18 protein-coding genes, 7 tRNA genes and 1 pseudogene are annotated in these 19,630 nt (G+C 47.1%); 11 read left to right on the forward strand and 15 right to left on the reverse strand.

The features are described 5' to 3' along the window. Window positions 1–4 precede the first annotated feature (4 nt). The 6 genes from rlmH to leuS form a co-directional block, all read right to left on the reverse strand. On the reverse strand, window positions 5–475 hold the full coding sequence (gene rlmH, locus SOHN41_RS04190) for a 23S rRNA (pseudouridine(1915)-N(3))-methyltransferase RlmH (protein WP_037458025.1): 471 nt from the start codon (window positions 473–475) through the stop codon (window positions 5–7). Next, on the reverse strand, window positions 475–804 hold the full coding sequence (gene rsfS / locus SOHN41_RS04195) for a ribosome silencing factor (protein ID WP_007645966.1): 330 nt from the start codon (window positions 802–804) through the stop codon (window positions 475–477). The genes rlmH and rsfS overlap by 1 nt, the downstream gene beginning before the upstream one ends. Before the next feature lie 106 nt (window positions 805–910). Continuing rightward, on the reverse strand, window positions 911–1,558 hold the full coding sequence (gene nadD / locus SOHN41_RS04200) for a nicotinate-nucleotide adenylyltransferase (RefSeq protein WP_007645968.1): 648 nt from the start codon (window positions 1,556–1,558) through the stop codon (window positions 911–913). Between the two features lie 24 nt (window positions 1,559–1,582). Beyond that, complete coding sequence (gene holA / locus SOHN41_RS04205; RefSeq protein ID WP_007645970.1) at window positions 1,583–2,614, reverse strand: DNA polymerase III subunit delta; 1,032 nt, start codon at window positions 2,612–2,614, stop codon at window positions 1,583–1,585. Between the two features lie 34 nt (window positions 2,615–2,648). After that, window positions 2,649–3,143 carry an LPS assembly lipoprotein LptE gene (gene lptE, locus SOHN41_RS04210; protein ID WP_007645972.1) on the reverse strand — a complete coding sequence of 165 codons (495 nt, stop codon included), beginning with the start codon at window positions 3,141–3,143 and terminating at the stop codon, window positions 2,649–2,651. A 59-nt stretch (window positions 3,144–3,202) separates the two neighbouring features. After that, window positions 3,203–5,782: a leucine--tRNA ligase gene (leuS, locus tag SOHN41_RS04215; protein WP_037458153.1), complete on the reverse strand. Its 2,580-nt coding sequence runs from the start codon at window positions 5,780–5,782 to the stop codon at window positions 3,203–3,205. 121 nt (window positions 5,783–5,903) lie between these two features. Between leuS and SOHN41_RS04220 the strand changes: the two genes are divergently transcribed. Then, a complete protein-coding gene (locus SOHN41_RS04220) occupies window positions 5,904–6,404 on the forward strand; it encodes a zinc ribbon-containing protein (protein ID WP_007645977.1) in 501 nt (166 codons plus the stop codon). A 91-nt stretch (window positions 6,405–6,495) separates the two neighbouring features. Here the strand turns inward: SOHN41_RS04220 and SOHN41_RS04225 are convergent. The 8 genes and pseudogenes from SOHN41_RS04225 to SOHN41_RS04260 all read right to left on the reverse strand — a co-directional run bounded on the left by SOHN41_RS04225 (window position 6,496) and on the right by SOHN41_RS04260 (window position 13,830). Continuing rightward, window positions 6,496–7,148 (reverse strand): annotated as a pseudogene (locus tag SOHN41_RS04225) (class I SAM-dependent methyltransferase). 109 nt (window positions 7,149–7,257) lie between these two features. Continuing rightward, window positions 7,258–7,758 carry a type II secretion system protein gene (locus tag SOHN41_RS04230; protein ID WP_007645982.1) on the reverse strand — a complete coding sequence of 167 codons (501 nt, stop codon included), beginning with the start codon at window positions 7,756–7,758 and terminating at the stop codon, window positions 7,258–7,260. A 10-nt stretch (window positions 7,759–7,768) separates the two neighbouring features. Next, entirely contained in the window at window positions 7,769–9,343 is a 1,575-nt protein-coding gene (gene lnt, locus SOHN41_RS04235) for an apolipoprotein N-acyltransferase (RefSeq protein WP_037458027.1), read from the reverse strand. A 6-nt stretch (window positions 9,344–9,349) separates the two neighbouring features. Beyond that, the gene (gene corC, locus SOHN41_RS04240; RefSeq protein ID WP_007645985.1) at window positions 9,350–10,225 is read right to left on the reverse strand and encodes a CNNM family magnesium/cobalt transport protein CorC; all 876 of its coding nucleotides are present in this window, start codon (window positions 10,223–10,225) and stop codon (window positions 9,350–9,352) included. Between the two features lie 39 nt (window positions 10,226–10,264). Further along, window positions 10,265–10,726, reverse strand: a complete 462-nt coding sequence (ybeY, locus tag SOHN41_RS04245; RefSeq protein WP_007645989.1) for an rRNA maturation RNase YbeY — start codon at window positions 10,724–10,726, stop codon at window positions 10,265–10,267. Continuing rightward, window positions 10,716–11,771: a PhoH family protein gene (locus tag SOHN41_RS04250; RefSeq protein ID WP_007645991.1), complete on the reverse strand. Its 1,056-nt coding sequence runs from the start codon at window positions 11,769–11,771 to the stop codon at window positions 10,716–10,718. The genes ybeY and SOHN41_RS04250 overlap by 11 nt, the downstream gene beginning before the upstream one ends. Before the next feature lie 216 nt (window positions 11,772–11,987). Then, entirely contained in the window at window positions 11,988–13,412 is a 1,425-nt protein-coding gene (gene miaB / locus SOHN41_RS04255; protein WP_007645993.1) for a tRNA (N6-isopentenyl adenosine(37)-C2)-methylthiotransferase MiaB, read from the reverse strand. 85 nt (window positions 13,413–13,497) lie between these two features. Then, window positions 13,498–13,830, reverse strand: coding sequence for a hypothetical protein (locus SOHN41_RS04260; RefSeq protein ID WP_007645996.1), 333 nt, complete (start codon window positions 13,828–13,830; stop codon window positions 13,498–13,500). 304 nt (window positions 13,831–14,134) lie between these two features. Between SOHN41_RS04260 and SOHN41_RS04265 the strand changes: the two genes are divergently transcribed. The 10 genes from SOHN41_RS04265 (at window position 14,135) to SOHN41_RS04310 (ending at window position 18,333) form a co-directional block, all read left to right on the forward strand. Next, on the forward strand, window positions 14,135–15,349 hold the full coding sequence (locus SOHN41_RS04265; RefSeq protein ID WP_083820739.1) for an FAD-dependent monooxygenase: 1,215 nt from the start codon (window positions 14,135–14,137) through the stop codon (window positions 15,347–15,349). A 154-nt stretch (window positions 15,350–15,503) separates the two neighbouring features. After that, entirely contained in the window at window positions 15,504–16,091 is a 588-nt protein-coding gene (gene pth / locus SOHN41_RS04270; protein ID WP_007646000.1) for an aminoacyl-tRNA hydrolase, read from the forward strand. 130 nt (window positions 16,092–16,221) lie between these two features. Then, complete coding sequence (ychF, locus tag SOHN41_RS04275; RefSeq protein ID WP_037458031.1) at window positions 16,222–17,313, forward strand: redox-regulated ATPase YchF; 1,092 nt, start codon at window positions 16,222–16,224, stop codon at window positions 17,311–17,313. A gap of 208 nt (window positions 17,314–17,521) precedes the next feature. Continuing rightward, window positions 17,522–17,598 (forward strand) — tRNA-Met (locus tag SOHN41_RS04280). Between the two features lie 28 nt (window positions 17,599–17,626). Then, window positions 17,627–17,711, forward strand: a tRNA-Leu gene (locus tag SOHN41_RS04285). Between the two features lie 75 nt (window positions 17,712–17,786). Beyond that, window positions 17,787–17,861 (forward strand) — tRNA-Gln (locus SOHN41_RS04290). 21 nt (window positions 17,862–17,882) lie between these two features. Next, window positions 17,883–17,957, forward strand: a tRNA-Gln gene (locus SOHN41_RS04295). Between the two features lie 2 nt (window positions 17,958–17,959). Continuing rightward, window positions 17,960–18,036: transfer RNA gene (locus tag SOHN41_RS04300), tRNA-Met, on the forward strand. 81 nt (window positions 18,037–18,117) lie between these two features. Beyond that, a tRNA-Leu gene (locus SOHN41_RS04305) sits at window positions 18,118–18,202 on the forward strand. A gap of 56 nt (window positions 18,203–18,258) precedes the next feature. Further along, window positions 18,259–18,333, forward strand: a tRNA-Gln gene (locus tag SOHN41_RS04310). A 303-nt stretch (window positions 18,334–18,636) separates the two neighbouring features. Here the strand turns inward: SOHN41_RS04310 and SOHN41_RS04315 are convergent. Continuing rightward, a complete protein-coding gene (locus SOHN41_RS04315; RefSeq protein ID WP_037458033.1) occupies window positions 18,637–19,284 on the reverse strand; it encodes a hypothetical protein in 648 nt (215 codons plus the stop codon). Window positions 19,285–19,630: the final 346 nt, after the last annotated feature.

Genomic DNA, 19,630 nt, shown 5'->3' on the forward strand with positions numbered 1-19,630 from the left:
CCCGCTATTCTCTATGGTAGGGGTGATTGGTATTCACGCTCCACGCGCGGTATAAGCTTTCGGCCACCACAATCCGCACCAGTGGGTGGGGTAAGGTTAATGCCGATAGGCACCAACTTTGGTGCGCAGCTTCTTTACAGGCGGGGGCTAAACCCTCGGGGCCTCCAACCAGTAGACTCACATCTCTGCCATCGAGTTGCCACTTGTTCAGCGCAGTTGCTAGCTCTGGGGTTGTCCAGTTTTTACCGGGAAGATCTAAGCTAACAATATGATTGCCTTTGGGAATGGCTGCCAACATTTGTTCGCCTTCCTTTTGCAGGATCCGGACTATGTCGGCATTTTTCCCCCGCTTTCCTGCGGGTATTTCGATAAGCTCCAGCGCCATATCACGGGGAAAGCGGCGCTGGTATTCTTCGAAACCACGGGTAACCCAATCGGGCATCCGTGTTCCTACTGCGATGAGTTGCAACTTCATCAGGCTTGCTTTTCTGACCAGAGTTTTTCAAGCTGGTAGAAATCGCGGGTTTGATCTTGCATAACGTGCAGGATCACGTTGCCCATATCTACAAGCACCCATTCGCTGCTATCACGACCTTCTACACCAATAGGTGGAATGCCCGCGGCTTTAGCTTCAACGACTAGGTTTTCGGCGATAGCTTTAACATGAGTCTTTGATGTTCCTGAACAAATTACCATATAGTCAGTAATGTTAGATTGCTTGCTAACATCGATAACTACCACATCTCTGGCTTTTAAGTCGTCGATCTTGTCGACTACGAACTGCTTTAATTCGGCGCTCTGCACGCTGATGTACCTCAATAATTTTAAATAGCGCGGTAGTATATCAGTGTTGGGCCATGGAATACATTGGATCGGCGTTCGAGTTTACTATATCTGGGTTAATATTGAATCAAGCTAAGTAAAGTCGTTGTTTTTTAATGTAATTTAATGTTGTTGGCATCAGGGTGTCCTGTGGTATTTCCCCCTGAGTTAACAGTGAGCGTATTTGGGTTGAAGAGATATCCCGGGGGGTGATATCGACGGTGAAAATACGGCCAAGGACTGGTGTGTGCGGTAGTTCTGCCTTTTTAAGGGCATCAATGGTTTCGTGGCGTGCGCTAAGTACTTGCTGCATTGGATGACCCTTGGCTAACTGCCAACCGGGGCGCTGACAAATCACAAGGTTTGAAAATTCAAATAGTTGTTGCCATTTATGCCAGCTCTGTAGATGAATAAATGAGTCCATTCCCATGATGAAAAACAACTCATCATTGGGATATTGTTTATGCAGTTGTTTTAGCGTCACGACGGTATAGGAAGGCGTATTTCGTTTCGCTTCGATATCGCAAAGCTCAAAGCCATCGAGCTGAGTACAGACATCCGCCACCATGTCTAAGCGTTGCGCCGTGGTGGAGTGTGGTTGCTGTTTATGGGGAGGAATATGGTTGGGCATCAGCAGTATTTTATCTAAGCCCAGCGCTTGTTTCACCTCCATGGCAGGGTGAATATGGCCGTAATGTATGGGGTCGAAGGTGCCGCCTAAAATACCAATGCGCATATCAACTCTTTGGTTAACCTATGATTAATCTATGGCTATATGTGCCAAATGCCGATGTGCTTTGGGATCGAATAAAAGACACAGATGGCTCAGTCCTGTCCAATCTTCCCTACCGTGCTGCTTTAAATTCAGCTCAAGCTTGGAGGCAAACGCTAACATATGCTCAATCTGTTCGAGTGTCAGTCGTTGCAGTGCCGCTTGGTAGAGGGGTTTACGCTTATCCCAAATACGGTGTTTACTCCAAAGTGCATTTAACGCTGCGCCTTGTGCCTGTTCACTCTTTAACGTAAGCAGGAGGTGTAGCTCCTTAAAGAGTGCCCACAGCAGGATTGGCAGTGCTGTGCCTTCGCCATTAAGTTGTCCAAGCATGTGCTGGGCACTTTGTTGCTGATTGGTCAGTAGGGCATCGGTGAGTTGAAACACGGTAAAGCGGGATTGATCTTCAAAGTAATGGTTTAACTCATCGGCACTGACGGGGCGAGTTGGGCTGAGTAGTTGCAATAGTTGCATGGCTTGATCGGCGGCCAATAGATTCCCTTCATAGAGGGAATACAGCATAGTACGGGCATCATTTTGCAGATTGAGCTTAAAATGCTTGATACGTGAGTCGAGCCAGCGCATAAACTGATCGCCTTCGGGCGTGGCGCAGGGCAGATACATGCCATGGGCATCTAAGGCCTTAAACCATTTGCTGTTGGTTTGCTCGGTAGCAAGCTTTGGGCCCTCGATAATCAACAGCATATCGGGATTGGGCGTTTGCAATAGCGCCTGCAACGTGGTTGAACCATCGGCACCGGGTTTAGCGTTTGGTAGGTTGAGTTCTATGATGCGCTTACTGGAAAACAGGCTCATGGCCTGCCATTCCTGAGTTAAGTCGCTCCAATTAAAGCCCGTTTCTTGGATAAGCTGGACTCGTTCATCGAAGCCTTGCTGCTTAGCGAATTGGCGGATCTGATCCTTAGTCGTTTCGATTAACCAAGGATCATCACCAAAAATCAGATAACAAGGAAATAGCTGGTTAAGGTGGCGGGCGAGTTGATCTGGATAGACTCTCATTGAATGATATCCGGCATTTAATCGTAGCCCCGCATTAATTCACCTTAGTGCTAGCCATCGCCTGCAGAATGCGATCGGCAGCCTGGATACGCATTTCCTTCGTCAGCAATTCCATTTCACGACTCTTTGCCAGCGCGGTACGGGGATCGTCTAAGTAATCGCGACGAATTTCAACTTTGAAAGGCTGAGACTCTTTGCCCGGCAATGCTACGGCGAATTCGACTAAATAAATCAGTTCATACTCGGCGACGTTACCCGTGGGATACAAAGATAAGGTTGAACGCTCTAGGGAGTCGGTGATCAGCCTTAACACTGGGACATCATCGGCGGCATCGACAATTTTGACGTTATTCAAACGTAACCGCTCACGCACTAAGCGAGTGAGTTCGCTATATTCATCCGAACTGCTCAAGCTTAACTGATTAAGCTCGGCGGGGATTTGATAGCTACGTTGGAGCTTAAAACCGCAACCGGCACTGGTCATAATGACCAGTGCCATGATTGCGAAAGCTAAGCGTTTAATTAGCATAAGTTTTCGCGGTTTCCTGTTTGTCTTGTGGACAGCATCCGTTTATCACTGCAACGATGTTAGTTGGCAACGATGCTGAGCAGTTTACCGGGTACATAGATCACTTTACGCACAGTCACGCCATCTAAGTACTTGATCACTTGCTCATCCCCCATGCCGAGTGCTTCAACAGAGGCTTGGTCAGCATCGGCGGCCACTGTGATTTTGGCACGTACTTTACCATTCACTTGCACCACGATGAGTTTGCTGTCTTCCACTAGGGCTGATTCATCCACAACTGGCCATTGGCTGTCTTCGATGCAGTTTGTGTGGCCCAATTCGTTCCACAGGGTGAAGCTCACATGTGGAATGATAGGGTACAGTAAACGGACTACCGCAGTTAAGGCTTCGCCGATAATGGCTCTGTCTTGGCCTGTCGTTTGTGGCGCTTTTTGCAGGTGATTCATCAGTTCCATCACGGCGGCAACCGCAGTGTTGAACATCTGACGACGGCCGATATCATCGGTCACCTTAGCAATGGTCTTGTGCACTTCTCGGCGCAGTGCTTTTTGGTCAGCGTTTAGCTTGCTAACGTCCAAGGCTTCGCTATTGTCCTGCGCTACATATTCGCTCGCCAGTTTCCACAGACGTTTGATAAAGCGGTGTGCACCTTCAACACCAGACTCTTGCCATTCCAGGGTTAATTCTGGTGGTGATGCGAACATCATAAATAGACGCACAGTATCGGCGCCGTATTTCTCAACCATCACCTGTGGATCGATACCGTTGTTTTTCGACTTCGACATCTTGCTCATACCGGTGTAAACCAGCTCGTTGCCGTCTTTGTCGATGGCCTTAGTAATACGGCCCTTGTCGTCTTTTTCTGTGGTCACTACATCTAACGGCGATACCCATACGCGGGCACCTTTGTCGTTGGTGTAGTAGAAGGCATCGGCCAGCACCATGCCTTGAGTCAGCAGTTGCTTCGCTGGTTCGTTGGTGTTGACTAGGCCCGCATCGCGCAGCAACTTGTGGAAGAAACGGAAATATAACAGGTGCATACAAGCGTGTTCGATACCACCAATGTATTGGTCCACAGGCAGCCAGTAGTTGGCTTTAGCGGGATCTAACATTTGGTCAGCCTGTGGGCTGCAGTAACGGGCGTAGTACCAAGAGGATTCCATAAAGGTATCGAAGGTATCGGTTTCGCGCAGCGCATCTTGGCCGTTGACTTGGGTTTTTGCCCATTCTTTATCGGCCTTGATTGGGCTTTGAATACCGTCCATCACCACATCTTCTGGCAGCAAGACTGGCAGTTGATCTTCAGGCGTTGGGATCACAGTGCCGTCGGCTAAGGTCACCATAGGAATAGGTGCGCCCCAGTAACGTTGACGTGAAACACCCCAATCGCGTAGGCGATAGTTGACTTGGCGCTTGCCTTTACCTTCGGCGGCTAACTTGTTGGCAATAGCATTGAAGGCGGCGTCAAAGTCTAAACCGTCAAACTCGCCTGAGTTAAACAGAATGCCTTTTTCGGTGTAAGCCGCTTCACTGATATCCACTTCGCCATCGACTGGCTTGATCACAGCCTCAATCGCTAGACCGTACTTTTTCGCAAATTCGAAGTCACGTTGATCGTGGCCTGGAACCGACATCACGGCACCGGTGCCATAGTTCATCAGCACAAAGTTAGCTGCCCAAATTGGCACTTGCTTGCCAGTAATAGGATGAATGGCGAAAAGCCCAGTAGCGACACCGCGTTTTTCCATGGTCGCGAGTTCGGCTTCAGATGTTGTGCTGTTTTTGCACTCTTCAATAAATTGGGCAAGCTCTGGGTTAGATTGAGCCGCGAACTCCGCTAATGGATGACCCGCAGCAATCGCTACATAGGTCACGCCCATTAAGGTATCTGGACGGGTGGTGTAGATATCGAAGGTTTTATCGAGACCTGCAACACCGAAGGTCATTTCTACACCTTCGCTGCGACCAATCCAGTTGCGTTGCATGGTTTTGACCTGCTCAGGCCAGCCATCTAAGGTATCGATATCGTTTAATAATTCTTCCGCATAGGCGGTGATTTTGATGAACCACTGTGGAATTTCTTTTTGTTCCACAGGGGTATCACAGCGCCAGCAGCAACCGTCTTGAACTTGCTCGTTCGCCAGTACGGTTTCATCGTTTGGACACCAGTTGACCGAAGCTGTCTTCTTATAGACTAGGCCTTTGTCATATAACTTAGTGAAGAACCATTGCTCCCAGCGATAATATTCTGGGGTACAAGTGGCGATTTCACGGCTCCAATCGTAACCAAAACCCAGCAGTTTCAGTTGGTTCTTCATGTACTCTATGTTTTCATAGGTCCATGGTGCAGGTGCAGTTTTGTTGTTAATCGCGGCATTTTCTGCAGGCAAACCGAAAGAGTCCCAACCGATAGGTTGCAGCACGTTTTTGCCCTGAAGACGCTGGAAGCGTGCAACTACATCACCTATGGTATAGTTGCGTACATGTCCCATGTGGAGTCGGCCAGAAGGATAAGGGAACATCGAAAGGCAATAAAACTTTTCTTTGTTTGCATCTTCAGTGACTTCAAAGGTTTTGTGGTCGTGCCAGTGCTTTTGCACTAAGGCTTCAATTTCTGAGGGATTATATTGCTCTTGCATCACGCTATTTCCGGCAGTGCCGCCTATTATTTGATCTAACGCCATATCGGCGCGAATAAGATCTGCATAGAATAAACTAGAAGCGATGCATTAAAAAGGTTCCTATGAAGGAGTATTGGTTATGAATGATAGAAGTAACGCGCTACTAGGACTGTATCAAGCCTTAATTACCGAGGTGAAATCCCAATTTGCAGAAGATAACACTATGACTGCAAAGAATTTATTTAAGTCAGTCACCCAAGGTAAGGAGTTTTTGCGTCTTAAAGAACAGGCCAAAGAAGATGAACTCGCATTAGTGGAACAATTTTTAAAGCGTGATATAGCGAGTTTTCTGCGTGAGCAAAATGCCGATAGTATCAGCCATAGCCCAAGTGTCATCGCCATGGAAAATACCCTATGGCACTGGCTGAGTGAAATAACCGACCGTAGCCAAGTGGAGTGGCATGAGTTAACACAGGATTTTAAGCACCACGGCTATTATCAGAGTGGTGATATTGTCAGCCAAGGCATTATGGTCTGCACTAACTGTGGCCATGAAATGAGCATTGAGTTTCCTGGTATTGTCCCAGATTGTCCAGAGTGCGACCACGAAGAGTTTACCCGTGAACCCCTAACGCCCTAAGCATTAACATAGAACCTAAAACAAACGACGCTTAGGCGTCGTTTGTTTTTAGGGGGGTAAATATAAGGAATGGCGGCGGGACATTATGGGGTTAACTGCGGCAATAGTTAAGAATTTGACCATGAAAAGGCGCGGTTAAAAATGCCGTATTTATGGGTTTATGTTGGGAATGGTCAAAACCAAGCAATACCATTTTTTACTAAATTTGGCGTGATTTCCACGGCCAGGATCGACCAGCACTACATCGCAACTCGGCTTGGCGTGTTGTTCAATAAATTGAGAAAGCAAATCAGCGTGTTCTTGTTCATAGAGCAGATCGCTACCGATAATGACATCGAACATGCCTAATTCCGATATTTCATCAGCCCAACCCGTTCGTACGAAGGGAATGGCGCGGCCTTTATTAAGCGCCACATTTTGCGCAAGAAAGCCACCGGTTTCAGGGTGATAGTCCGTTGCCGTAATATCAGCATGCCTGTGATTCAGCACTAAGCTGGCAAGACCAATTCCGCAGCCAACCTCTAAAATACGTTTATTGCTAATATCGTAGTCAAGCATGTGGTGTGAGAGCACTTGGCCTGATGGCCAGACTATGCCAAATAATGGCCAAGTGGCAGAGGAAATACCGAGCTTTTCCGCCTCGCCGTTAATATCTTGAAATTCTTGATTATCTCTAAGGGTGCGAACATGGATGTCAATCGCCCCAAACTCGTGTGTTTGGTAGCGGATACGCAGGGGAGCCATAGGTTTGCCTTGGTATGAAATACGAGGCAGTCAAGCTGGGCCACGTCTAATGGGGCACTTTACCGTGAAATCAGCACAGGGCCTAATCTATTTTGTCGGCATTGCTGCATCAACAACCTTGGAGATTGAGATCATATTGCGGTGGTGTGTTGGCATCCGTTGCCTGAGTATAGCGGAAATAACATTGATCATCATTCACTAAGATATTGTTATTAAGATCATATCCAATATAAGTGATATCAATACCTTGATATTGGGTCACCAATTTTTCGTCCGATGTGATCCACTTTCCCACATCGGTATTATCGAGGTATCCCCATTTTAGGCGGGTATCAACTGTGCCATCGCCGTCGAGATCGATGTCGATAATATCATCGCGCCCTGCGACTACTTGGCTCTGTAGGCTGGGCATTTGGGTTTTTGAGTAGGCGAGTGTATTGGCAGTTTTTACACTGGCTTGTAATTGCATCAGGGTTTTCTCCCGAGCTTCTTTGCTTAAGCCGATAAATTTAGGCGCGGCAATCACAGCCAAGATCCCAAGTATAATAATCACCACAACGAGTTCTATTAAGGTGAAGCCAGATATTTTTTGGTTGTCTCGATAATACATGGTTTAAATCCTATTGCACTTTAACACGTCGGCCAAGGCCCAGTAACACGAGTAAGCCACAGAGCAGTAGCAGGGGCATTTGGCCTATTTTGGCAAACCATGTTTGACCTGTCACCAGTGGGATCGTTGCGCTCAGCACACCCGTTTCAAACTGTGGTAATGATGCGGTGATATTCCCCTTTTCATCTACCACGGCGGTAACGCCATTGTTGGTTGCGCGAACTAAAGGACGGCCCAGCTCAATCGAGCGCATTTGGGCCATTTCCATATGTTGTAGTGGCCCATTTGAGGTGCCAAACCACGCATCGTTCGATACAGTAAGCAGAATATCGGTATCTAGGTCGACACTGTCCCTGAGCTGCTCTGGGAACGCTATCTCATAGCAAATGGCCGGTGCGATTTTATGGCCAACCGCGCTCAGATTCGGCTGTCGATATTCGCCCCTGGCAAAGGAAGACATGGGTAAATTGAAGAACGGTGCTATCGGGCGCAGCAGTGCCTCGAAGGGCACAAATTCACCAATCGGCAATAGGTGATGCTTCTTAAATTGGTTGCTGCCATCGCCTTCATAGTCAGGGCCTGCTTGTTGTTTCTGGTTATGATTACCCAGCACAATCAATGAATTATAGAATTCATTATTCTGGTGGCTAATAATGCCTGTGATAATGGATGTGTGGTTTAGATTGGCGACTTTATTGGCATTATCTAAAAAGTCCTGCACCATAGACTCGGGCGCTGGGATGGCGGCCTCTGGCCAAATAATGATATCGGCATCTAAGTGTTCGCGGGATAAATCCATGTATTTCAACAGGGTTGGCCAAAGTGCTTCTGGCTCCCACTTCATGCTTTGGGGAATGTTGCCCTGTACCAGCGCGACTTTGACGTTTTCACCCGTTGGATGAATATTTGAAAGTTTAGGTGCAGCCCAAACACTCAGCACTGTTATTGGCAGTAAAATCAGTAAGCTTTTATAGCGCTTAGTCAAACAAAGCGCTAATGCGCCTGCGAGCATGGCTAGCACAAAGCTTAATCCCAGCGCACCTATGATACTGGCAAGGGGTTTTAGCGGTCCTTGGGTCTGTGAGTAGCCCGCCCATAGCCAGGGGAAACCGGTTAGCACCCAACCACGGGCCCATTCGGTTAGGGTCCACAGCGCGGGGAATAGGGCGAGGTTACGCAAAAGGCTGAACTGAGTTTTGCCATCACGGCTGTGCGCGTTGGTTAGCCAAGCCAGCGCTAATCCAGCCAGTGCGGGATATAAGGCTAAATACAGGGCTAATAAACCCATTAAGCCAACAGAGGCGGGAAGTGGTAGGCCACCAAAGGTGTCCATACTCACGTGTACCCAGCTGATCCCTACGGCAAAACAACCAAATCCAAAGCTTAACCAATAATAAAAGCTTGCCTTAGTGCCAAGTGTGCGGCTGTGCCAGAGGGCAATCGCCATGGCAAACGGATAGATTATCCAAATGGAATAGGGCGCAAATGAAAGCGCCGTGCTGGCACCAAGAGCCAGAGCCAGTACGAGCCTCAATGTGCGAGATCGGGACTTTTGTTGGGCAAAAGCCCGAATGTTATTTAGCACGAGTGATTATTCTATGTTTTCGCTAATATTAGGATCGGGGAGCTTAACCCTGAGTTGGATCAAACGCCTTGTATCGGCGCTAATCACTTTGAACTCTATGCCTTCAATCATAATGCTTTCATTGCGTTCAGGCAGATGACCGAAAGCGTGGGAGACTAAACCACCAACAGTATCAAACTCTTCATCGCTGAAATCAGTATTGAACTCTTCGTTAAAATCTTCGATAGGCGTTAAAGCCTTAACCATATAAACCGTGTTGCCTACTTTGCGGATTTCGGTTTCTTCGGCGCTATCGTGATCGAATTCATCTTCAATCTCACCGACGATTTCTTCCAAAATATCTTCGATGGTCACAAGCCCAGATACGCCGCCATACTCATCGACGACAATCGCCATATGGTAGCGTTGTGAACGGAATTCTTTGAGTAACACATCGACGCGCTTGCTTTCTGGCACAACGACGGCAGGACGGATCACTCGACTGAGGGTAAAGGGCTCATCACTGTTGGAGAAACCGTAAGGGATCAAATCTTTAGCCAGCAATATGCCTTCGATATGATCTTTGTCTTCATTCACGACGGGGAAACGGGAATGGCCCGAGCCAATCACAGTGGCAAGGAGCTCTTCAACGGTATTGTCGATTTGAATCGCCACAATTTGAGCTCTTGGGATCATAATGTCCCGAACACGCATATCAGAAACTTCTAATACACCCTTGATCATTTCGCGGGTATCTTCAGTGATCAGATCGCGCTGCTCTGCACCATCAATCACATCGACTAAATCTTCGCGATTTTGAGGCTCGCCCTGAAATAACTGACTTACTCTATCAAACCAGCTTTTCTTATGGGCGTTCGTACTCGGGGGGATATCGTCACTCATAGTTTTCTCATTAACCTAGATAAATCTTATCTCTGTTAATTATTCTTCCTTATATGGGTCAGTAAAACCTAAGCTTACAATGAGTTGAGTCTCTAACGACTCCATCTCTTCGGCTTCTTCATCTTCGATGTGATCATACCCTAGCAGATGCAAACAACCATGTACAACCATGTGTGCCCAATGGGCCTCTAGGGATTTTTTCTGCTCACGGGCTTCATTTTCAACGACTGCGGCGCAAATAACAAGATCCCCAAGCAACGGAAGCTCAATTTCTGGAGGGGCCTCAAAGGGAAAAGACAGCACATTGGTTGGTTTATCTTTACCACGATAGGTACTGTTAAGCATTTGGCTTTCACGGCTATCGACGATGCGAATAGTCAATTCCGCCTGTTCCATGCTATTGCCAATGGCTGTTTTCGCCCATAGCGTCAATTGTGCTGGTGTGGGCAGGTAGTCGCTTGTGGTGGCGAACTGAACGTCTAAGGCTAAATCAAGACTCATGCTTTAGGGCTTCCTGCTGTTGTTGAACTTGTTGATAGTGACTTTCTTTTTTCGCCTTTAGGGCCTGCTCTTTTTGATCGAAGGCGTCGTAGGCTTCAACGATGCGCGCAACCACAGGATGACGTACTACGTCTTGGGAGACGAAGAAATTAAAGCTGATCTCTTCGACTTGGCTCAATACTTCAATTGCATGGCGTAAACCTGACTTAATATGTTTAGGTAAGTCGGTTTGGGTGATATCACCGGTGATCACCGCTCGAGAGTTAAAACCAATACGGGTTAAGAACATCTTCATTTGCTCAATAGTCGTATTTTGGCTTTCGTCGAGAATAATAAAGGCATCGTTTAAGGTGCGACCGCGCATATAGGCAAGTGGTGCCACTTCGATGACGTTTTTTTCGATCAGGCGTTCGACCTTCTCAAAACCGAGCATCTCAAACAGGGCATCGTAGAGTGGACGCAAATAGGGGTCGACCTTTTGACTCAAATCACCGGGTAAAAAGCCGAGTTTTTCACCGGCTTCCACCGCAGGGCGGGTTAACAGGATACGACGCACTTCTTGGCGTTCTAACGCATCGACTGCAGCGGCGACGGCGAGGTAGGTCTTACCCGTTCCCGCAGGGCCAATACCGAAGGTGATATCATGGCGCACAATATTGGCGACATAGGTACTTTGGTTCGGATTGCGTGGTTTAATGACACCGCGGCGGGTTTTTATATGCAGGGCTTTATCGTCACCGCTATCGTCCTGCTCAAGGGCGATAGCCTCTTGAATGGCGATATGAACTTGTTCAGGCTCGAGATCGGGTGTACTGCCTTTCACTGTTTGGGTTTCGATATAAAGCTGTTTAAGTAAATTATTGGCACTTAAACAGTTACGTGGCAGTCCAGTGATTTGAAAGTGGTTGTTTTTACGAACAATTTCAACACCTACTCGGCGCTCAATCTGTTTGATATTGTCATCGAATGGACCGCACAATGACGCCAAACGGCGGGTTTCGGCGGGTTCGAGATACAGATTCATAGTGGTTAATTTACTGGACAAATAGTGCTCCTACTGCCAAGGGAAAAGCCATGTGCGATATGTTTTTACCGCAAGATAATGTCAGTTTACGAGCCACAATCAATAATTGCTAACGGAAATTTGCAATTGCCTCGGTAGACTTAAACAAAAGTGTGTAAAAGCAAAAGGGCGACACTGGGGTTATAAAAAACCTGTCGCCCTTCTTTATATAGGGACTGCTTGAACTGATTTAAACCCTTAGGGTTTAAATTGGGTCACGCCTAAATCATCATCTTGCTTATGTTTGGCAAGGATGTCCGCTGGACGTAAACTGCGGCGCAGATCCATTTCATCTTCACCGCGGATAAACTTGCCGCGTAGTGAGTTGGTATAAACGTCAACAATCTCCACATCCACAAAGGTGCCAATATGCTTAGGTTGACCTTCGAAGTTCACTACTCGGTTGTTCTCGGTGCGACCGCGTAGCTCCATCGGATTTTTCACCGAAGGACCTTCCACTAGAATACGCTGTACTGTGCCCATCATATGGCGGCTGTAGCGCATAGCTTGTTGGGTGATGCGATCTTGCAGAATGGCGAGACGTTGTTTTTTCTCTTCCATATCGACGTTATCGGGTAAGTCCGCCGCTGGCGTGCCCGGACGTGCACTATAGATAAAGCTGAAGCTGTGATCGAAACCTATGTCTTCAATCAACTTCATAGTGTCACTAAAGTCTTCTTTAGTTTCGCCAGGGAAGCCAATGATAAAGTCTGAACTGATTTGGATATCTGGACGGGCTTTACGCAGACGACGGATGATCGACTTATATTCTATCGCCATATGGCCGCGTTTCATCGCCGTGAGAATTCGGTCAGAACCCGATTGTACTGGTAAGTGCAGGAAGCTGACTAATTCAGGGGTATCTTGGTAAACGTCAATAATATCCTGAGTGAACTCAATTGGATGACTTGTAGTAAATCGAATGCGGTCTATACCGTCGATGGCGGCGACAAAGCGCAGTAATTCGGCAAAGCTACAAATTGCACCATCGTGGGTTTCACCACGGTAGGCATTGACGTTTTGGCCGAGTAGGTTCACTTCGCGCACACCTTGCTCTGCCAACTGAGCGATTTCAAGGATGATATCATCCAGTGGACGGCTGACTTCTTCACCACGGGTATAAGGTACCACGCAGAATGAGCAGTATTTGCTGCAACCTTCCATGATAGACACAAACGCCGTTGGGCCTTCGGCGCGTGGCTCTGGAAGGCGGTCAAATTTTTCGATTTCAGGGAAGCTGATATCGATAACCGCTTTGTCACCACGGCGCACTTGCTCGATCATGTCTGGCAGACGATGCAAGGTTTGTGGTCCAAAAATAATGTCGACGCATTGTGCTCTGTCTTTAATGGCTTTGCCTTCTTGAGACGCAACACAACCACCCACACCGATGATGAGGTTGGGGTTTTTATCTTTCAGCGTCTTCCAGCGTCCGAGCTGATGGAACACTTTTTCCTGCGCTTTCTCGCGGATAGAGCAAGTGTTGAGCAGGAGAATGTCAGCCTCCGACGCTTCTTCAGTCAAGGTATAACCTTGGTATTCGCCTAACAGATCAGCCATCTTGGATGAGTCATACTCATTCATTTGACAGCCCCAAGTTTTAATATGGAGTTTTTTACTCATCAGTTGTGTCGCCCTAAGATGCCCAGTAAAAATAGCGCGACATTTTACCTGCAGTTAGGGCCGCTGACCAGCTTTGTCCACACTTTTACTTGTTGGCTTTCGCCGTTTGTGATAACCACATAGAAGCTAGGTTTTTATCCTTGCCAGTGACGTGTGCGACTTCAATGCGGTTAACTCGTTGTGCTTTAGCCATTTCCTGCAAACCGTTGCGTGCTTGAATGCTAATGTCCTCACGGATTTCGATTCGAAATTCACTCAATATTTCCGTGGTATGTTGATATAAGGCATAATCGAGCGGTGAGCGGTAAGTCACTGTGATGATTTCCATACTTGGGCTTGCCGCCGTGGCATGACTCAATGGGATTAAGCTGCAAACCAGTAAACTACTTGCTATCTGTAAATAGGTGAGTGTTTTCATGACATCCTCGCTAAGGTGTAAGGTGGATTCACTTGTTAACTCATTAGATACGGCTAGGGCTAGTTAAGTGAGTTGTTAAATTTGTTTTACTCCGCTCGAATGAAACTTTATCTCGATGGTGTCGCTTAGAGTGTAGTGAGTATAGAAAAAGGCGAATGTTCCCTTTGTAAGCAACTGTGAGCAAAAGCCCCTATAGCAACATTTGCTCACCTTTGAACCTAAGTGGACATGCTTTTGATACAATGCCGGTGGTTTCCCATGGGGTGGGGTAGCAATTAAGAAGGGAATACAAGTAGTGATTGAGATGAGCCAAAATGAACCTGTGGCCCAGGTTGCGCCCGATGAACTGACATTTGATGTGATTTTAGTGGGTGGCGGAATGGTTGGCGCGGCGACCGCTATCGGGCTGGCAGAGCAAGGTCTTAAGGTGGCTGTGATCGAGTCTTTTGTGCCTCAGGCCTATGATCCTAAGCAGCCGTTAGATGTTCGAGTGTCAGCCATCAGTGTTGCCTCAGAAACATTACTCGATCGCTTAGGGGCGATGGATGCGCTGCTGCAAATGCGCAATGTTCCTTATCTTGGCCTAGAAACCTGGGAACTCGAAGGTTGCATTACCCAATTTCACTGCAGTCAAATTGGCGCCAGTCATTTAGGGCATATTGTTGAAAATCGTTTAATTCAACTTGCCCTGTGGCAACGGATGGCGCAATTGGATGGCATCACCTTATATTGTCCAGATAATGTCGCGGCATTTGCCCGTGATAGTGATAGCGTCAGTGTCCACTTACAGTCCAATATTAAACTTGTGGCTAAGTTATTAGTGGGGGCCGATGGCGCAAACTCCCAAGTACGCCAGTGGGCGGGGATAGGGATTACGGGTTGGGATTACGCCCAATCGGCGATGCTGATCAATATAAAAACTACGCAGGGTCAACAGGATGTCACTTGGCAGCAGTTTACGCCTAAGGGGCCGCGCTCCCTATTGCCTCTGCCCGGAAATAACGCTTCACTCGTTTGGTATGATGATGCCAATCGCATTAAGCAATTGATGCAGCTTAATAATAAGCAGCTGGCCGAGCAGATAAGAGAGCATTTCCCTGCGCGTTTGGACGCCGATTTTACCGTTGAGAGTAAAGGTAGTTTTGGCCTTACCCGCCGACATGCACAGAGTTACTATCGGCAGAACGTGGTGATCTTAGGGGATGCCGCCCATACGATAAACCCGCTTGCAGGCCAAGGGGTCAACCTTGGATTTAAGGATGTTGAAGCGCTGCTTACGGTCATCAAAGAGGCATTAACACGGCATGAAGCTTGGTGGTCTAAAGAGGTGTTGGCTCGGTATCAAGATAGGCGATATCGGGATAATCAATTGATGATGACGACTATGGATGTCTTTTATGCGGGCTTTAGTAATGACATTTTACCGTTGAAATTGCTGCGAAATGGCGCCCTCAAATTGGCCAATATCAATTCACCTATCAAGCAAACCGTTCTGAAATACGCTATGGGCTTAAACTGAACCTTAAACTTTTCGGGATTCTGAAGCGGTAAATTGATGCGGCATTTGTTGACTTTGGCTTTGAGTGCTAAAATGCCGCGTTTTTAGCGAGTATGGTTCATTTCTGCCGTATTTCCCACGGCAAAAATAGGACAACATCACGATATTGAGTGTCATGAGCGAAATTAAATTAATCGTTGGTCTTGCCAATCCTGGGGCCGAATATGCACAGACCCGCCATAATGCGGGAGCTTGGTATGTGTATGAGTTGGCAAGGATTTGTGGCGTGACCTTAGTACCAGATAGCAAGTATTTTGGTCTAACGGCGAGGGCGGTATTGCATGGCAAAGATGTGCGGTTATTGATCCCGACGACTTATATGAATTTAAGTGGTAAAGCTGTGGGGGCCTTGGCGAATTTTTTCCGTATTACGCCTGAAGAAATTTTAGTGGCCCACGATGAGCTTGATATGTCACCCGGGGTCGCTAAATTTAAGCTAGGTGGCGGCCATGGTGGTCACAACGGTTTGAAAGATATTATTGCCAAACTCGCTAATGATAAAAATTTTTATCGTCTACGCATAGGTATTGGCCACCCTGGGGATAAAAACCAAGTCAGTGGTTATGTTTTAGGTAAAGCCCCAGCTAAAGAGCAGGAACTGATCGAGGCTGCGATCGATGAAGCGGTGCGTTCCACTGAGATCCTGTTTAAAGAAGACATGGTAAAAGCCATGAACAGATTACACTCCTTTAAAGCGGAGTAGCTTTTGCCTTCGGCGAAATATCAGTATTAAGTGATTTAATCATTCAGTAATGTGCTGCCATAGGGCAGGACGACTAAACCTCGCTGATGAGTGTGACTTGTCAGCCAATAATCGAGAGAAAGGTAAGCATATGGGTTTTAAATGCGGCATTGTTGGTCTTCCTAACGTAGGTAAATCAACGCTTTTTAATGCGTTAACTAAGGCTGGCATCGAAGCGGCTAACTTCCCGTTTTGTACTATTGAACCGAACACGGGTGTCGTTCCTGTGCCGGATCCACGTTTAGATGCTTTAGCTGCGATTGTGAATCCGCAACGTGTGCTACCTACGACCATGGAGTTTGTGGATATTGCAGGTTTAGTCGCGGGCGCCTCTAAAGGTGAAGGTTTAGGTAACAAGTTCCTTGCCAACATCCGTGAAACCGATGCGATTGGACACGTAGTGCGCTGTTTTGATGATGATAACATTGTCCATGTGGCCAACAAGGTTGATCCTGCACGTGATATTGAAGTCATCAACACTGAATTAGCCTTAGCGGACTTAGACAGTTTAGAGCGTGCGGTGATCCGCCAACAAAAACGCGCTAAGGGTGGCGATAAAGACGCAAAATTTGAAGTGGAAGTGCTGGAAAAAATGCGTCCAGTGCTCGATGAAGCCAAAATGCTGCGTTCAATGGAATTATCGAAAGAAGAACTGGAAGCGGTAGCTTACCTGAATTTCTTAACCTTAAAACCAACCATGTACATTGCTAACGTTGCGGAAGATGGTTTTGAGAATAACCCGCATTTAGATGCAGTTCGTGCGATCGCAGCGACAGAAAACGCTATCGTTGTTGCTGTGTGTGCGGCGATTGAATCTGAACTGGCTGAGATGGAAATCTCCGATCGCGATGAGTTTATGGCCGATCTGGGTATCGAAGAGCCTGGTTTAGATCGCGTGATCCGCGCAGGTTATCAGTTGCTGAGTCTGCAAACTTACTTTACCGCAGGTGTAAAAGAAGTACGTGCTTGGACAGTTCCTGTAGGGGCCAGTGCCCCACAAGCTGCGGGTGTTATCCACACCGATTTTGAACGTGGCTTTATTCGTGCCCAAGTGATGGCCTTTGAAGACTTCATCACCTATAAGGGGGAAGCTGGAGCCAAAGAAGCGGGTAAATTACGCGTTGAAGGTAAGACTTACATCGTTAAAGATGGCGATGTGATGCATTTCCTATTTAACGTATAAGCGCTGTTATTCAAGGCGTAAGCTATAGAATTTTTAGCTCGAGATGGGCAATGGACGTTAATTTAGCGCATCTGTTGCTCAGTTTGGTGAAGTAATAGCCGAACAGCTTAAGCTTAGGGAAATAGCGAAAAAAAGCTGTTGACCTAGGTACATCGAATAAGCATAATACGCCCCGTTCCTCGCTGAGAGGGGCGCGCAATACCGAAGTGGCAATGTAGCTCAGCTGGTTAGAGCACAGCACTCATAATGCTGGGGTCGCAGGTTCAAGTCCCGCCATTGCTACCATCTTTTCAAGATGTAAAATTGAGACTGTGCGGGAATGGTGAAATTGGTAGACACGCCAGATTTAGGTTCTGGTGCCGTAAGGTGTGAGAGTTCAAGTCTCTCTTCCCGTACCATTATTTTGAAATGTCAGTTTCGAAATACGAATTTAGAAACATCGGCGATAGCGGATGTTTGAAACAGAGTTTAGTTGGGGTATCGCCAAGCGGTAAGGCACCGGGTTTTGATCTCGGCATACCTAGGTTCGAATCCTAGTACCCCAGCCATTTTTCAGTTTCCAAGTTGTTTGGGGTATCGCCAAGCGGTAAGGCACCGGGTTTTGATCTCGGCATACCTAGGTTCGAATCCTAGTACCCCAGCCATTGGCAATGTAGCTCAGCTGGTTAGAGCACAGCACTCATAATGCTGGGGTCGCAGGTTCAAGTCCCGCCATTGCTACCATATTTAAATCCACGCTAAATCATTTGATTTATCTGGAAAAATCCAGAACTACTTGTATGAGTCAGTCTGGTACATTTTGATGCGGGAATGGTGAAATTGGTAGACACGCCAGATTTAGGTTCTGGTGCCGCAAGGTGTGAGAGTTCAAGTCTCTCTTCCCGTACCATCAAAATGCTATATTCATTGAAGATAGCTAATATTGAAAATAGCTAATAAGTTTATTGGGGTATCGCCAAGCGGTAAGGCACCGGGTTTTGATCTCGGCATACCTAGGTTCGAATCCTAGTACCCCAGCCATAGTTAAAAAGCCCGTCATAGGACGGGCTTTTTGCTTTTTATCTTGTACTTCGTCAGTTGTCCTTTTATTTCCCTGCTATGTTTCAACGTACCTTTTTCTCGCGTCAGCCTAGGAAAGCCGAACTGGGTTAAGGTTTGTGATAAGCGGGAGGAAACTGGCCTGCTATAAAGACGGTGAGATAAGTGTTCAATCGAGATAAAAAAAGCCACAGTGCTTAAATAAACACAGTGGCTTGAGTCAGCATTATGCTTTAAGGCATATCGCGACTTGGATGAAATACGCCGCCCGATAGTGGGCCTGTATTATTGTACAGGTTTGATTTCTTTGATTGGGTGCGCTTCTTTTAGTGGTGCGATTTCAGTGCTCACCTTTTCAAGCATTGCATCCTGCACAGTATTTGCCTCTCCCGACACTACAGCTTTTAGGGGAGCCGCAGAGGCTCCTACTTGCTGTTGCAGCTGATTTGTCCCCGCTTCAATTGCCTTTTGCTGCAGTTTTTGCGGATCGGCATAGTCGGCGAGTTCTTTTGGCCAACTAGGAACGAGCTTCTCAGCCTGATCCGTAAACTGCTCTGAGATAATTTTGGGTGAGCCACCCGTTAGTAACATCACTGCCATTTGGTTGGTATCCGAGTTCCACACTAACCCGGCTTTCTCGGCCATTTCTGGCACTGGGGTGTAAGTGGATACAAGGTAAAATAATGGGCCTTCTTGCTGTATTTTGTCAGCAGTGTTAAGCAATGACATGGTTGTGTCGTAGTTATCCCCTAATAAGGCTTGCATGCGGTCTTTGATTAAGGGTTGCTCAAATAATCCAACATCATTTGGATTTAAGCCGACGAGGGGTTTTAGTAAGGCCCACATCATTTGACCTTGGGGTGACATTAATAATAGTGGCGCTACACAGGCATTTAGCATTAGCGCTAACCACACTATATGTAAGCAGCGCATTTTTTTGAGCAGAGATGTACTCAAGATGATATTTCCTTCGGAATTACCAGCAAGTCGCCGGCGGCGGATTGTAGCCGATCGCGATTCTGTAAACGAGGGGGGTAAAAAGTTAATTTTAAGGTGAACGTTTTACGTAAATGCCCCTATGTAAAGTGCAAAATGCCTGCAGCCTGTTCGGTGTGTGAATCTTTGTATTGAGCAACCTGAGTCGCGGAATTAGGTTTCATTGCTGGTAACTCAGCGTCAGGTTGGGTAAGCTGCATCAATCTATGGTTCTTGAGGCGGTGATGATCGGGATTTTGTCATTGACATGCCTTGAATTGAAGCACGCTAGGCGCTCTGAAAC

This window comes from Shewanella sp. HN-41 (genome assembly GCF_000217915.1).
Taxonomy (GTDB): Bacteria; Pseudomonadota; Gammaproteobacteria; order Enterobacterales; family Shewanellaceae; genus Shewanella.

Coding starts and splice junctions, on each gene's coding strand:
- lptE (WP_007645972.1), bottom strand. CDS start 3,143: ATGCTAATTAAACGCTTAGCTTTCGCAATCATGGCACTGGTCATTATG.
- holA (WP_007645970.1), bottom strand. CDS start 2,614: ATGAGAGTCTATCCAGATCAACTCGCCCGCCACCTTAACCAGCTATTT.
- ychF (WP_037458031.1), top strand. CDS start 16,222: ATGGGTTTTAAATGCGGCATTGTTGGTCTTCCTAACGTAGGTAAATCA.
- SOHN41_RS04230 (WP_007645982.1), bottom strand. CDS start 7,758: ATGTATTATCGAGACAACCAAAAAATATCTGGCTTCACCTTAATAGAA.
- SOHN41_RS04220 (WP_007645977.1), top strand. CDS start 5,904: ATGAATGATAGAAGTAACGCGCTACTAGGACTGTATCAAGCCTTAATT.
- ybeY (WP_007645989.1), bottom strand. CDS start 10,726: ATGAGTCTTGATTTAGCCTTAGACGTTCAGTTCGCCACCACAAGCGAC.
- leuS (WP_037458153.1), bottom strand. CDS start 5,782: ATGCAAGAGCAATATAATCCCTCAGAAATTGAAGCCTTAGTGCAAAAG.
- nadD (WP_007645968.1), bottom strand. CDS start 1,558: ATGCGCATTGGTATTTTAGGCGGCACCTTCGACCCCATACATTACGGC.
- rlmH (WP_037458025.1), bottom strand. CDS start 475: ATGAAGTTGCAACTCATCGCAGTAGGAACACGGATGCCCGATTGGGTT.
- SOHN41_RS04265 (WP_083820739.1), top strand. CDS start 14,135: ATGAGCCAAAATGAACCTGTGGCCCAGGTTGCGCCCGATGAACTGACA.
- SOHN41_RS04260 (WP_007645996.1), bottom strand. CDS start 13,830: ATGAAAACACTCACCTATTTACAGATAGCAAGTAGTTTACTGGTTTGC.
- SOHN41_RS04315 (WP_037458033.1), bottom strand. CDS start 19,284: ATGCGCTGCTTACATATAGTGTGGTTAGCGCTAATGCTAAATGCCTGT.
- pth (WP_007646000.1), top strand. CDS start 15,504: ATGAGCGAAATTAAATTAATCGTTGGTCTTGCCAATCCTGGGGCCGAA.
- miaB (WP_007645993.1), bottom strand. CDS start 13,412: ATGAGTAAAAAACTCCATATTAAAACTTGGGGCTGTCAAATGAATGAG.
- corC (WP_007645985.1), bottom strand. CDS start 10,225: ATGAGTGACGATATCCCCCCGAGTACGAACGCCCATAAGAAAAGCTGG.